Genomic DNA, 14,242 nt, shown 5'->3' with positions numbered 1-14,242 from the left:
TCCAGGCACTGGCCCTGCCAGGGGGCGAGCAGCTTATGCTGCTGACGTGCATTCATCAGCGTTGCACCGTCAAGGACGATACGATTAATGGTAAAACAGGGGCCTTTTACCGGCTCTGGCGTTGCAGGCTCTGAAGGCGCTGGAATGGGAATAGCCTGCTCCAGCGATTCACGCTGCTGCTGATTCTGGCGTAATAACTGCTGTTGCTGCTGGTCGATGCTGTCGCGGTCTGCGGGAGATAATAAGGCTGCCGCTGCCAAAGGGCTAAAAAACAGAGTTAATAAAAGGGGATACAACGGCTTCATCCATCATCCTGTCGTATTATTGTTATTATGTTGCGTATTTTAATTATTTGAACACACTTTGTTTCATTTGAGAACGGGCTTAAATACCCTGTCGTTTTTCAGGCGCGCAATTGCAATAAAAATACATGGTAACCATTTGATAAAACAAAGAAATTATGGTGACCTCACTTTAATTAAAAAATGTTATTCATGATTTTCAATTTTCCAGGAAAAGCAACCACTTACGGATATATGATATACTTCCCATCCGTGATAATTCAGTTGCAGTTAATTAATATTTAATGACACTAAATAATTAACAACGCCGTTGCCCGTGTTATTCACGGCAACGGTTTCCTCCGGCTCTGGCAGCCGGCTGACAATGTCCGCTATGGTGTAAAATCAGCGGGCAGTATTGTTGCGTTGGCGAAAGCTACGCTGAAACTCCCCCGGAAGTGGCCATAATTTACTCTGCTAGTTTATAAAGAGGAACTTTTCTGGTTGTGCCGGTCAGGCTATCAAACACGTCAATCCTGTCGGTAGCGATCTTCATACCGGACTTTCTCAGCGTTGCAATATCAGCAGCTATGCGCTGCATTCCAAACCAGAATAATCCATCCAGTGCAGTGACCTGCAAACCGGATTTCAGTGCGAGCCTCAGACGCTCCCGTGGTGCTTTAACCTGTTTGGCTATTTCCTGATACGACGCGGTCGTCACCCCCGCAGAGGTTATGCGGCGGATCCGGTTGCTGAAACGATAGCGAAATTCATCAGGAATAGCGCTGAGGTCGGTTTTAAGGCTGTAAACGCAACCATACCGATTGTCACCAATAGTGACCGGCTTTCGGCTCAAAGAGAGTTCTTTCCGCAGCCGATCGATTAATTGTGGCGCACGGATCAGCTGTAGTCGAAAGGGTAATTCAAAACTCGTCACATAATCGACATTCAGCAGCGCAATACGCAGGCGTTCCTCACTTCCGGCTTTCAGCTGTAGACATTCATCCATCACCTCTGCCCATTGCTGGGTCAGCCGTTGCGGTTCGCCAGTTTCAGTAAAGTGGTACTTTTCCATATGGTAGTCGACACGAGCATTCATGGCGCTCTCCCGGTCAGCAAATTTATTTTCATCAATGAACCTGTTCTACTGGATCCGAATGTTTCCATTTATGCTATTTGCTATTGCTGTGCCGATTCAAGCGATTTCATTTTCATGGCATCCTCGAATGCGATCTAATTTCATCGCCATGACGGGACGGATATCCACCGTTCATGTTGGATGGCGCTTCGCTTATCCAACCTACTATGATCCGGGTCGCAAGATTGCTCACCAATCAGGTGCAATTCAAAAAATATATTTGCCAGACAAATATATAAAAGAAGGATTTACGCTTTCGCCAGTTATCGCATATTATCTCTCGTGGGCACGCAACGGAGATAACACAAGGAGTGTATCACGATGGCCGCACTACAATTCCCCTACACCCTATTCACAACCCAAAATCGAATGGATGACTATAGCGCTAAAGATATGCGCTGCGGGGACTTAACTGAAATGCAGTTAAAAATAGATTACGGGTTAGTTGATGTATCCACCCGAGTGAATCCTTATACGCTGACGAAAGTTTCCCCATTCAATCAATCTCAATCAATGTTTTATGGTTCACGCAATGAGGGCGAGAAAATAACTCGTCAGGAATGCGCAATGACCCTGTTTGATGAATTCCGTCAACCGTTCATGACGAATATGGAAGCGGCAGTAGAAATTACAGGGAGTCGTAATGAAAACAAATAACAGGAAAATCCTGTATGCACTATTTTTATCAGGAAGCTGTCTATCAGGTTACCTTCTCTGGTTTTTGCTACGCCCTGTAGATATTATTGCAGTCCATCACAGTGAGAACAGTTTCACATCCGTTCTGATAAGACACTATCCTTTTACTGATAAGGGTAAGATTCAATGGTGGTTGGAAAACCAGGGTAGATTGAAAGAAAAATATGGTATTCCTAAGACAGATAACGATGGCTTTTTCGAGGTTATCTTTTGGGACTTTGGTGAAGGGTACAAAGAGACTGATGGTTATGACAGGCTTTGCTTCACAGACATGAGACCATCATTAAATTGCATTGAAAAAAATAAAGTTTTCGCTGTATGGAACAATAAAAATAAAGATATATTTTTAGGGGTCGATGATGGGTTTTACCGCATAGATGAAAACGGCAAGATGGTCAAAACTAAATATAAATAAAACGACCTCAGTGGCGTAGGCCGCGACGTCACAGGTTTCCAATCCTCACCAGGTTGCAACGCCTGCAACGCAAAAAATATAAAAGCGACTGGTTGTACCAAGCCCACCTGTGGGCTTCAGACTGATGACAAACCTAAAGCGTATGAGTTTCGCAAAGATCTCACCGAATAAATAACAAGGAAAATCAATTCGTTGATTTTCGCCTGCTTATCACAAAGAAGGAAAAACCACGTTTTTTCCTTCTTTGTCAGCAATCTAAAGCCCGCCTGCGGGCTTTTTTACAGGTTTGATATGGCAGTTGTAGGGCGGATAAGCGCTGCGTCATCCGCCGATAAAATGTTGGATGGCGCTTCGCTTATCCAACCTACCCCATCCCTTATCCCGGAGTGTAAGGATAATCAACCCGCCCTTCTTTTTATGTAAAACGAAAACTTTAATAAATTATTATGATTTCATGACTCACTTCACATGAAATCACAGAATAATATAATTGATATATCATATATGTTAATTAACCCGCACGCACCGCCGGGCAAAAAACCGTTTAGTTGTCTTATTGCGACATTTAAATTTGTTCTTTGTGGAGGTATGGCATTCCTGGCAAAATAGATAATAAATAGTATACCCCCTGAGAAGCTACAGGTTTTCCCATGCTTAAAAATGCCAGCGTCAGAAGCGTCATCGCCCTTTTCCTGCTGTTGTCTTTTGCGGTAACCGACTTACTGTGTTTTCTTTTATCCGCTGATTTAAAAGTTATGCTGATGCTAAACATCGTCTGGCTTATTGTACTTGGTTCGCTGTGGTCCTATATGACGATATATCTGGTGCGGCCCATCAACCAGGTCAAAAGCAAAATTGATGAGATTAATTCCGGCAATTTATCTGTGCATATCCCCGAATTCGGCGGCAACTGTGCCGGGCGATTAATTCCCGGTATCAATACGCTGTCTGCGGAAATAACGACTTTGGTTATGGATATCAGGAAGTCATCCCAGTCGGCCAAAAATATCTCAGAAACGCTGGCCTTGCAGAGCGCAACGTTGTCGGTCAAAACAGAACAGCAGTCGGCGATGCTGATGCAAACCGCTTCGAGTATGGAACAGATCTCAGCCGGCACGCGCAATAACGCCGACAGCACTCGCCAGCTGAGCAATATTACAAGCGGCGCTCACCGGTCGGCCAATCACGGCAGCGATCTGATGCAGAAGCTGACCACGAATATGACGTCAATCACCGACTGCGCCAATAAGATGACGGAAATCATCAGCATGATTGACAGCATTGCCTTCCAGACCAATATCCTCGCCCTTAATGCCGCCGTTGAAGCAGCTCGAGCCGGGGAGCACGGCAAGGGATTCGCCGTGGTAGCCGGCGAGGTCAGGAACCTGGCGCATAAAAGCTCCGAGTCGGCGAAAAACATTAAGTCGCTGATTGATTTAACCAATCAAAACGTTATGCAGGGAGCCTCCCTGGTTTCAGAAGCTGAAAAGAATATGCACGATATCGTCTCCGGTTCTGAATCTATCGACGCGCTGATGGGGCATATTTTCATATCGACTAACGAGCAGGAAAAAGGCATCCAGCAGATAACTCTGGCCCTGTCCGAGCTGGAGAAAGCGACCCAGAGCAACGTGGTCGTCGTTGAGGAGCTGGCAGGATCTTCTGAGGTCCTCAATAAACAGGTGTTTGAGCTGCAAAAGAGAACCAGCAACCTGCGTCTTGGCGAAAGAGAAGTGGAAGAATCCCCCCTGACAGCCCCTGCGCGTCGGGCTGCGCCAGGGCGAGCAAAACGAGAAGAAGAGGGCCAGTGGCAGACTTTTTAGCGTCTTTCCCTGCCCCTTAGTCATCTCCGACTGCGCCTTAATTTATGGCCCACAGGCTTTAAGGCGCAGTATTGCTTGCGAAATCTCCCCTTCTGCCAGGCTGAGCGGGTTGCCAGCAGAGATTCTCCTCTGCGTTATTGGTACGAAATGCGGCAAAAATAGGGTATAAAGCCCGCATGAAAATTCCAAATCGAATCCAGCCATTGGTTGATGATGGCCTGATAGACAACGTGCTCCAGCGGCTGAAAAGCGGCAAAGAGGCCGACGTCTACACCGTGCTGTGCGGCGACAAAATTCAGTGCGCCAAAGTGTACAAAGAAGCGACGCAACGCAGTTTCAAGCAGGCTGTGCAGTATCAGGAAGGGCGTAAAGTCCGAAATTCTCGTAACGCCCGCGCTATGCAAAAAGGCTCGAAATTCGGCCGTAAGCAGCAGGAAGAGACCTGGCAAACGGCGGAAGTGGATGCCTTGTTCCGTCTTGCTGAAGCCGGAGTACGTGTGCCACAGCCCTATCTTTGTATCGATGGCGTGCTGCTGATGGAGCTGGTGACGGATGCCGAAGGCTCGGTAGCGCCGCGTCTTAGCGATGTCACCTTCACCGAAGAAGAAGCCATTGCCGACTTCGATACGATGATCCGCAACATTGTGCGCATGTTGTGTGCGGGCATTGTGCATGGCGATTTATCGGAGTTTAACGTCCTGCTCGATGGACAAGGCCCGGTCATTATCGACCTGCCGCAGGCCGTAGACGCCGCCGCCAACAACCATGCCGAATCGATGTTTGAGCGTGACGTGAATAACATCACTTCCTATTACGGCCAGTTCGCTCCGCAGCTGCTGCAAACGCGCTATGCCAAAGAGATCTGGGCGCTCTACGAAGATGGAAAATTAACGCCGGAAATCGCGCTGACGGGCCTGTTCGTTGAAGAGCACCATGAAGTGGATATGGACTCGCTGATCGATGAAATCATCACGGCAGAGGACGAATACTACGACCGCCAGCGGGCATCGAAAGAGCGCGACGAACAGTACGAATAGCGGCGGCGATAACTACGCTACGACAATCGAATCAGTGCCGCGGTGAGTATGTAAAAAATCAATAAAAGCTTTGAAACGCATCCGCTCACTGCTCTCTCTCGGATAGATAAGATCGTAACCCATTGGGGCAAGTACAGGTTTGTCGGAGAGGGGGATTAATTTGCCACTTTCAAGAGAGGCCTGGATCAATAACTTGCGCCCCATCATCACTCCCATTCCACTCTCGGCAGCCTGAAGTGCCATATGATAATGGTTAAAACTATAGTGGCGTTTTTCGTAAGGTAAGCACTGCTCCGTCTTCTCACACCATATACGCCAGTCGGCAAAGTGGACCTGACTTTCGGTTGATTCACTGGCATGAATAAAACACGCTTTCTCTAATTCAACTTTGCCGTTCTGACTGAGTAACGGGTAGTACTCTGGGGAACAGACCGGGAGTAAATACTCGTCAAATAAACGCTGCTGGCATAAATCCGCATAGAGATTAGCGCCATAATAGATTGCCAAATCAACACGCTCGTCGTTGAACTCCATCACGCCAGCCCGAACTTTTACATTCAGGTTAATGCCCGGGCACTGCTGTTGAAACTGCGCCAGACGGGGCATCAGCCACAGCTGAGCAAAAGTCGGTGCAACACCTATGTGCAATGTGCCGCGCAGAGACTGGCTGCGGATATCCTCAATTTCATCATTAATCGAGCGTAAAGAGAGACTGAGCGTCGCGAGGAGTCTTTCCCCTTCCGGGGAAAGGGCCATTTTTCGGGTCATTCGGATGAACAGCCGGAAACCCAGCAGCGATTCAAGCTGCCTGATGCGATGGCTCATGGCGCCCTGGGTAAGATTGAGCTCCTTAGCTGCAAGCGTGAAACTCATATGTCTGGCGGCAATTTCGAAGCTCTGCAACAGCGCGAGTATGCTTTGCTGTTCTAGCATGGGGCCCTCATGGATTAATTCAATTAATGCATTGTGAATTTTATTTCGTTTGAACGCCATAAAATAAAATTATTTAATCACATTAACGAAAATATATTAATGAGGTTAATATGTCTGGACTAAAAATTGTCATCATTGGTGCAGGTTCAAGCTACACGCCCGAACTTATCGAGGGCTTAATCAATCGCTCTGCCGAGCTGCCTTTACGCGAGCTGTGGATGGTTGATATTGATGAAGGGCGAGAAAAGCTGGCAATCATCGCTAATCTGGCTCGCCGCATGCTGAAAAAGGCGGGGTTAACGGTCAGGGTTGAAGAGACGCTGGATCGTCAAACCGCGCTGGCTGGTGCAGATTATGTCTGTTCCCAGTTCCGCGCGGGTTGCCTTGAAGCGCGTATTAGTGACGAGCGCATCTCCTTAAAGCATGGCTTAATCGGCCAGGAAACTAACGGTCTGGGCGGCTTTGCTAACGCCTGCCGAACCATTCCGATTGCCCTTGCTATCGCAAAAGAGATGGAACAGCTTTGCCCGGATGCGTGGCTGCTGAACTTTACCAATCCATCAGGAATGGTCACCGAAGCCATTCTGCGTCACAGTACGGTGAAAACGGTTGGTCTGTGCAATGTCCCGGTGATTATGCAAAAAGGCGTAGCAAAACTGCTTAAGTCTGAAAATGAAGCTGACTTCATTATGCAGGTTGCTGGCCTTAATCATTTTATTTTTGCGCGCCAGATTTTGCAGAATGGTCAGGATAAACTCCAGCAGGTGATCCAGGAGATCCTGTCGGGTAATGACCCTCTCGTGCCACGTAACATCCCTCCGTTTAGCTGGCCTGAACATGTGCTGCAAGGGCTGGGGATGATCCCCTGCGCCTACCTGCGTTACTACTACATGAAAGACGATATCCTTAAGCAAGAAATCGGTGAAGCCAACGGCGAAGGCACCCGCGGGGAAGTCGTCAAAGAGCTGGAGCGTCAGCTGTTTGCGATCTACAGCAATCCTGAACTGGCTGAAAAACCTAAGGCTCTGGAAGGCCGCGGGGGACAATACTATTCCGAAGCCGCCTGTGAGTTGATGAGCGCTATCCATAATGACAAGCGTATTATCATGCACGTTAATACCCGTAATAACGGGGCGATTAACGGCCTGCCGGATGACTGTGCGGTTGAAGTGAGTTCAATGATCACTCGTTCGGGTCCACTGCCTCTCAACGTTGCTCCTTTCCCGGAAGATACGCTGCGCCTGCTGCAATTAATGAAGAGTTTTGAGCAATTAACGATACAGGCCGCCATGACTGGCGATCGTCATACCGCCTGGCGTGCGCTGGTACTTAATCCTTTAATCACCAGCGGTAGCCTGCTTGAAAAAGCGTTAAATGAAGTGATTGACGAAAACAAAGCATTGTTGCCAGCGTTCCATCAAAACAAATAACTCTGCACACTGCTGAGTCAATTTAGCCTTATTCATAAGGCCACTGGATCCCCCGTGGCCTTAGATGGCAAACGCTCAAAAATTGCCGTGTATCACACGCCCTCATCTGCCCATACCGTTTTCTGTTCAGCTTTTACCGGAGTCATTAAGACCCATAGCAATGAAAGGGCAATAGCGATGTCTTTCTGGTGATGCGGAAAAATGAGACCCGGGAAAGCGTGCTGCAGGCCGCCCGACGGCTCTTACCCCCCGTGACAAACCAACATCCATGACAAAAAATCGCCTCATCTTCCCCGCAGACTATGAGGTCGATCATAAATTCAGCCATTCCAGCAAAGCGTCCCCCTACCCGTACAGCCCCCTTTTTTTGTGATGGGTATTTGTATCCTGAAAATTAGTGTGACGCAGAGCATGTTTACGCCCCCTCGCCATCCTTAACGGCCCAATATTTTTAGTCGTTATCGGTATTAATTGTTTTTTTCATTTCAATTTCATCGGCATAGGATGCAAGTCAGGCAAACCGAGGGAAGACACTAATGATTAATGAAATTATTTCCAGGGAGAATATCAACCTGCAAGTGGACGTCGCGGACTGGCGAGCAGCCATGAACGCCGCAGGAAATTTGCTGGTTGCAGGGGGTTACACCACGCCGGCTTATACGGAAGAGATGATTACAGCAGTGGAAACGCTGGGGCCTTACATCGTGGTCGCGCCGGGCATTGCGCTGGCTCACTCCCGCCCTGCCCCCTGCGTACTGAAAACCGGTATCAGCCTTGCGACGCTCGCTACGCCAGTCAATTTTGGTAGCGAAGAAAACGATCCCGTGTCGATTGTCTTTGGCCTGTGCGCCACCGACAGCAACAGCCATATCAATATTATTTCCCAGCTCGTTAACTTTCTTGATGAAGAAAATAGCGCGCCTTTCTTACAGCACTGTCAAAGCGTCGAAGACGTTTATCAGGCCATTAATAACGTCAATCAGGGAGCTTAAAATGAAAATTGTTTGCGTATGCGGAATGGGCCTTGGCTCAAGTGTGATTGCAAAAATGAATATTGAGCAAGTCGTTAAAAAAATGAACATTGATGTTTCAGTCGACACCTGCGATTTGGGCAGTATCCGTAGCGTTCCCGCTGATCTGTATGTCACCACCCGGGAACTGGCTGCAAATATGCCGGAGGAGTTAAAGGACAAAACTGTTGTGCTGACCAACTTTGTCCGTAAGCAAGAAATTGAAAGCAGCATTGGAGAGTATCTGACCAGGCTCTCTTCATAACGTATCAGGAGATAAGTGTGATGACTGATATTATCCATTTTATTATTTTTCAGATACTGGACAAAGCTCCTTTGTTCCTCGGCATTATTGCGCTGTTTGGTTTAATGCTGCAGCGCAAAAAAGCCAGTGAAGTTATCGATGGCACGGTAAAAACAATCGTCGGGCTGCTGGTGATTACTATCGGGTCGGGGACATTATTAAAATCGCTGTCGCCCATAATGGGACAGCTTAATACGACCCTCGGCATCCATGGGGTGCTGCCAGCGAATGAAGCAGCGTTTGGCGTAGCGATGTTAAAACTCGCCAATGATGTCACGCTCACCTTTATTCTTGGCTTTATCTTCCATCTGTTTTTCGTTTACATCATCCCGTTCAAACGCTGCAAAAACGTGTATCTGACGGTGCATATCCAGCTCTTTCTGGCGACGTTTATGGTACTCGCTTTACCGGGTGCGCTTGGTCTGTCAGGCATGCCGTTGATTCTGACCGGGGCGATACTTTGCGGCCTCTACTGGACGCTGACGCCGGCCATTACCCGCAAGCTGGGCCAGCACTTCATCGGCGACGATCTCACTCTGGGGCATAACCAGCAGGTCGGCGCATGGCTCGCCAGCAAGGTTGCCCCGCTGTTCGGCAGTCCGTCGCAGGATGCTGAAGAGCTGAAGCTGCCGGGCTTTCTGTCGATGTTTCGCGATAACACCATCTCGCTGGCCTTCCTGATGCCGCTGATTTTCCTCGGCATCGGTTTCTCGGTAGGCGCACAGGGCATTACTGAACTGAGCGGTAAAACCAACTGGGTTGTCTGGCTGCTGATGCAGGGTCTGAGCTTTACCGCCGGTGTCGTCATCCTGCTGATTGGCGTGAGAATGTTTATCGGCTCGATTGTTCCCGCTTTTAAAGGGATCTCCGATCGCCTGCTACCGGACGCCGTCCCGGCCCTCGATTGCCCCGCGCTGTTCCCCTACTCACCAACAGGAGCCATGCTCGGCTTTATCGCCTCCGTGGCAGGTGCGCTGGTGGTCACCGCGGCCACTATCCTGCTGAAAAGCCCGATTATCGTCTTCCCCAGCCCGATCATTATGTTCTTCGACGGCTGCACCATGGGCGTGTTTGGCAATAAATACGGTGGCTATAAAGGCGCGTTAGGCGCGGGCTTTATCACCAGCGTTATCGCCCACGCCGGGGTGATCTTGCTCTACCCAATGATGGGCTCGCTCTACGGCTCCGGCCTGATGTTCTCGAATATTGACTTCAGCCTGGTCTGGCTACCGCTGTTGTATCTACTGAAACTTATCGGCACAGCCTTTGGCCTTGTCGTGTAACTGTGAAGGAGTTGACGATGAAAATTCAGCTGGCACTTGATTTATTAGACCCTCGCAAAGCGCTGGACGTTGTCCGGGAAGCGGGGCCACATGTGGATATTATTGAAGTGGGCACTTCACTGCTTAAACACAGCGGCATTGCCATCGTGAAAGAGATCCGCGCGATCTGCCCGGACAAGCCCCTGTTTCTCGATATGAAAATCATTGATGGCCCGGAGCGGGAAGCCTCGCTGATGGCGCAGTGTCTGCCCGAGTATTACTCCATGCTGGCGGTCGCCAGCGACACCGCCGTCAGCAAAGTGCTGGCGATTGCCAGACAGAATAACGCCACCGTGGTGTTTGACCTGCAATCCGTTCCCGACCCGGTACAGCGCGCCCGCGAGCTGAAAGCGCTTGGCGCAACGCATCTGTGCGTCCACAAAAACGCCGATTGCGGAGACGATCCGCAGCAGGCTTTCCGTGAGTTTCTGGACGTCAACGAGGCCTGCGGCTTAACGATGGCGCTGGCTGGTGGAATTAACCTCAGCACCCTGCCGGCCATAAAAGAGCAGCTACAGCCTGCAATCGCCATCGTCGGCGGGGCAATTCTGAATGCGCAAGACCGCCGGGGTGCGGCGCTGAGTTTTGAAGCTATCGCTAAATCCACAAGAAATTAAGGAAGAAGAATGAGCAATGTAAATGAGATCACACGTGAAAGCTGGGTACAAAACACCTTCCCCGAGTGGGGCACCTGGCTCAATGATGAAATCGAAGCCGAGCAGGTCGCCGCAGGATCGGTAGCCATGTGGTGGCTGGGCTGCGTCGGCATGTGGATCAAAACGTCGGGTAACGCCAACATCAGCATCGACTTCTGGTGCGGCACCGGGAAGCGCAAGAAAGATCTGCCAGACATGAAGCCGAGCCACCAGATGGCGCGTATGAGCGGGGCGCGCATTGCCCAGCCGAATCTGCGCAGCACGCCGTTTGTTCTTGATCCCTTCTCCATTCGTGAGATCGACGCCGTGCTTTCCACGCACTATCACGCCGACCATATCGATATTAACGTGGCTGCCGCCGTGCTTAAAAACTGCAAAGATGACGTGCCGTTTATCGGGCCGCAGGCGTGCGTCGATCTGTGGATGAAATGGGGCGTTCCGGCCGACCGCTGCCGCGTGGTAAAACCAGGCGATGTAGTAAAAATCAAAGATATGGAGATTCTGGTGCTGGAGTCGTCGGACCGTACCATCCTGATCACCGAGCCGCCGAAACCGCTGGCCGATGAAGGCCGTGAGATCCCCGACATGGATCTCCGCTCCGTCAATTATCTGGTCAAAACGCCGGGCGGGAATATCTACCATTCCGGCGACTCACATTATTCCAATATGTATGCCCAGCACGGCAAACAGAACCAAATCGACGTGGCGTTAGGATCGTTTGGTGAAAACCCGATCGGTATCACCGACAAAATGACCTCGGTGGATATCCTGCGCATGGCAGAGGCCTTACGCACTCAGGTGATGATCCCGTTCCATCACGATATCTGGTGTAACATGATGGCGGATACCAATGAAATTCTGACGCTTTTCGAAATGCGCCGTCACCGCCTGCAATACAACTTTGTGCCTTTCATCTGGCAGCCCGGCGGTAAATTTGTTTATCCTCAGGATAAAGATCGCCGCGTTTATCAACACCCTCGCGGCTTCCCGGATATTTTTGAAGCGGAAACTGATTTGCCGTTCCCTTCATTCCTCTGATTCAGAGTTTACCGGCGCTCCGGCGCCGGATTTGAAAGGATCGCGCATGCAGCTGGATCACCTTGCCGTTGATATCATCAAAAAAGTGGCCGCCGAACCGGGCCTGACCCTCCGTGCGCTGTGCGAGAGGTTAGATCTGCCGCAGCGTAACTTTTACTACCGCCGGAAAAAAATCGACGACTGGCTGGTCCACGCCGGATTCTCAGCTCTGCGGGTTGACGGGCATCAGGGCTTGAGTTTGCAGGAACAGGAAGTCGAATCCATTCTTAACCATCTGGCAAGCCTTGACGAACAGGGCTACAAATTATGCTCCGAGGAGCGTCGCAACCACCTTCTGTTAAACATCGCCTGCTCAAACCTTCCTCTGTTAACCCAGCAGCTCAGCAAGCTTAATAATGTCAGCCGCAACACAACGCTCGACGACCTCAGCACCCTGAAGTCGGCGCTACAGGAGCAGCATGGCCTGACGCTCAGCGTCAGTAAAAAAGAGGGTTATCACATCACGGGCGGTCAGCTCGAGCTGCGCCTGTGCATCCACCAGATGCTTCAGCGCTCGCTGAAATATGCTCAGGCCCAGGTGGAAATAAGAGTGGAACAGGTTCTGCGCAAGCACCTGACAGAACAGGGGTTATGCACGGACAAGGTCAAAAGCGCCATTGTCTTTGCCATTGACCAGGCGGAAAGCCATCTGAACTGCGTGTTCAGCGATAAAGATAAGCGGCTGCTGCTGTACATGATGATGTTCAGCCTGCTGGATACCTTGCAGGGCCACTATGTTGAATTCACTGCCGCGCAGATAAACGCGCTGCGTAGCCAGCCTGAATGCTGGGCCGCCGCCTCGCTCAATAACTGTTTGTCCGAACTGCTTAATATTGGGGAGATTGCGGGGAATACGCTGTTTTTAACGCTCTTGCTTTCCGTCAGCAAAAAAATTGCCAGCACTCCTGGCGACAGTGCGGAAGATAAGCGTCTGACCTCCTGCATTCAGCGACTTGTTGAGCAATTTCAGTCTCTCTCTGGCGTCTATTTTTCTGACGTTTCGAATCTGGTGGCGCGGCTTTTCTCACATCTTGGGCCTGCCATCCACCGCTGCTTATTCAATATAAAAAGCGAAAACGTGCTGCGAGACGATGTTATCCAGCGTTATCCGTTAATTTTTCAGCTGTGCCAGCAGGCGATTACCGAGCTTGAAGCGGAGTATCAGGTCGCCTTCAATGATGATGAGCTGAGCTATATCACCATCAGTTTTGCCGCCTGGCTCGACCGCAAGCCGGAAACCGGCGAACAGGCGGTGCTGCTGGTCACCGAAGGCGGCGTATCGTCCACCGCCATACTTGAAAATCAGCTGCGCAATCTGACGGTGCTGCCGCTGGATATTCGCCACCTCTCTTACAGCAAATTTATGGCCCAGCCGATGCCGGCCCATACCCGGCTGGTGGTCAGCAGCATTGCCCTTCCCAGGGAAAAGTTACACGGCGTTCATCACGTGCTTGTTCAGCACATGCTTAGCGCAAATGAGAAGATCCAGCTCCGAAACGTGCTGGAAAGTAAGAACGATAACGTTCTGGAGCATGAGCTGGTTAACGCGCTGGTCGCTGCGGCGGCAAATTACGCGCCGCAGATGAAAGAGGCGCTCCATCAGGATTTCAGCGGCATAGTGCAACGCTATTTGCACCAGGCCTCTGGCGGAGAAGCACTCCCGCAATGCAGATCGCTTGCCGGGCATCTCCATGGTCGTGTGCAATATTGTGCTCAAACGCTCGAATGGCGAAAAGCGGTGCGCAAAGCGGCAAAACCGCTGGTCGATCAACGTGTCATCACGTCTGACTATGCCGAAGGGATTATTGCCCACATCGAAAAATCAGGCCTGACAATGTATCTCTCGCCCGATGTGTTATTACTGCATGACGCGCCGCCGCCTGGCCTGGCCGCCCCTGCACTGGCATTGCTGAAGCTAAAACAGCCGCTACAGTTCGACAACGGCACCCACCAGGTCACTCCGCGGCTCATCATTATTCTGGTGCCTGCTGCAAACCTGTCACACATTCCGCTGCTGAGCGCCCTGAATGATTTGATAAGCGACGACAGCATGCTGCAACAAATGCTAAAGGCAGCGTCTTTACAGGATGTGCTGGCCGTTTTGCCGGACTGAGTAAAAA

The 14,242-nt window shown here is 50.3% G+C and carries 13 protein-coding genes and 1 pseudogene; 11 read left to right on the top strand and 3 right to left on the bottom strand.

Features of this window, described 5'->3' with window-relative positions:
• Both HYQ67_RS09605 and HYQ67_RS09600 read right to left on the bottom strand, forming a co-directional pair.
• A pseudogene (locus HYQ67_RS09605) lies at positions 1-305 on the bottom strand (hypothetical protein); the annotation flags it as partial.
• A 445-nt stretch (positions 306-750) separates the two neighbouring features.
• A complete protein-coding gene (locus tag HYQ67_RS09600; RefSeq protein ID WP_202303464.1) occupies positions 751-1,380 on the bottom strand; it encodes an ECs1377 family protein in 630 nt (209 codons plus the stop codon).
• Positions 1,381-1,740: 360 nt separating this feature from the next.
• Between HYQ67_RS09600 and HYQ67_RS09595 the strand changes: the two genes are divergently transcribed.
• From HYQ67_RS09595 to HYQ67_RS09580, 4 genes are all read left to right on the top strand, one after another.
• Entirely contained in the window at positions 1,741-2,076 is a 336-nt protein-coding gene (locus HYQ67_RS09595) for a DUF3289 family protein (RefSeq protein WP_202303463.1), read from the top strand.
• A complete protein-coding gene (locus HYQ67_RS09590) occupies positions 2,063-2,530 on the top strand; it encodes a DUF943 family protein (protein ID WP_202303462.1) in 468 nt (155 codons plus the stop codon). The genes HYQ67_RS09595 and HYQ67_RS09590 overlap by 14 nt, the downstream gene beginning before the upstream one ends.
• A 650-nt stretch (positions 2,531-3,180) precedes the next feature.
• Positions 3,181-4,353, top strand: coding sequence for a methyl-accepting chemotaxis protein (locus tag HYQ67_RS09585; RefSeq protein ID WP_202303461.1), 1,173 nt, complete (start codon positions 3,181-3,183; stop codon positions 4,351-4,353).
• 176 nt (positions 4,354-4,529) lie between these two features.
• Positions 4,530-5,390, top strand: a complete 861-nt coding sequence (locus tag HYQ67_RS09580) for a PA4780 family RIO1-like protein kinase (protein ID WP_202303460.1) — start codon at positions 4,530-4,532, stop codon at positions 5,388-5,390.
• Positions 5,391-5,402: 12 nt separating this feature from the next.
• On the opposite strand, the gene HYQ67_RS09575 is transcribed toward HYQ67_RS09580, so the two are convergent.
• Positions 5,403-6,323 carry a LysR substrate-binding domain-containing protein gene (locus tag HYQ67_RS09575; protein ID WP_202303459.1) on the bottom strand — a complete coding sequence of 307 codons (921 nt, stop codon included), beginning with the start codon at positions 6,321-6,323 and terminating at the stop codon, positions 5,403-5,405.
• A gap of 110 nt (positions 6,324-6,433) precedes the next feature.
• Between HYQ67_RS09575 and HYQ67_RS09570 the strand changes: the two genes are divergently transcribed.
• The 7 genes from HYQ67_RS09570 to HYQ67_RS09540 all read left to right on the top strand — a co-directional run bounded on the left by HYQ67_RS09570 (position 6,434) and on the right by HYQ67_RS09540 (position 14,235).
• A complete protein-coding gene (locus tag HYQ67_RS09570) occupies positions 6,434-7,753 on the top strand; it encodes a 6-phospho-beta-glucosidase (RefSeq protein ID WP_202303458.1) in 1,320 nt (439 codons plus the stop codon).
• Between the two features lie 536 nt (positions 7,754-8,289).
• Positions 8,290-8,745, top strand: a complete 456-nt coding sequence (locus HYQ67_RS09565; protein WP_202303457.1) for a PTS sugar transporter subunit IIA — start codon at positions 8,290-8,292, stop codon at positions 8,743-8,745.
• A 1-nt stretch (position 8,746) separates the two neighbouring features.
• Entirely contained in the window at positions 8,747-9,028 is a 282-nt protein-coding gene (locus HYQ67_RS09560; protein ID WP_202303456.1) for a PTS sugar transporter subunit IIB, read from the top strand.
• A 20-nt stretch (positions 9,029-9,048) separates the two neighbouring features.
• Complete coding sequence (ulaA, locus tag HYQ67_RS09555; protein WP_202303455.1) at positions 9,049-10,350, top strand: PTS ascorbate transporter subunit IIC; 1,302 nt, start codon at positions 9,049-9,051, stop codon at positions 10,348-10,350.
• A gap of 17 nt (positions 10,351-10,367) precedes the next feature.
• Positions 10,368-11,006, top strand: coding sequence for an orotidine 5'-phosphate decarboxylase / HUMPS family protein (locus HYQ67_RS09550; protein WP_202303454.1), 639 nt, complete (start codon positions 10,368-10,370; stop codon positions 11,004-11,006).
• 9 nt (positions 11,007-11,015) lie between these two features.
• Positions 11,016-12,083, top strand: coding sequence for an L-ascorbate 6-phosphate lactonase (ulaG, locus tag HYQ67_RS09545; RefSeq protein ID WP_202303453.1), 1,068 nt, complete (start codon positions 11,016-11,018; stop codon positions 12,081-12,083).
• 46 nt (positions 12,084-12,129) lie between these two features.
• Positions 12,130-14,235 (top strand): PRD domain-containing protein, encoded by a 2,106-nt coding sequence (locus HYQ67_RS09540; protein WP_202303452.1) that lies wholly within the window; start codon positions 12,130-12,132, stop codon positions 14,233-14,235.
• Positions 14,236-14,242 lie beyond the last annotated feature (7 nt).

Source organism: Dryocola clanedunensis subsp. sulfonylureivorans (assembly GCF_016756775.1).
GTDB classification, from domain to species: Bacteria; Pseudomonadota; Gammaproteobacteria; order Enterobacterales; family Enterobacteriaceae; genus Dryocola; species Dryocola clanedunensis.
Note: the sequence above shows the minus strand (reverse complement) of the source record. Positions and strands in the feature narration are given on the sequence as shown.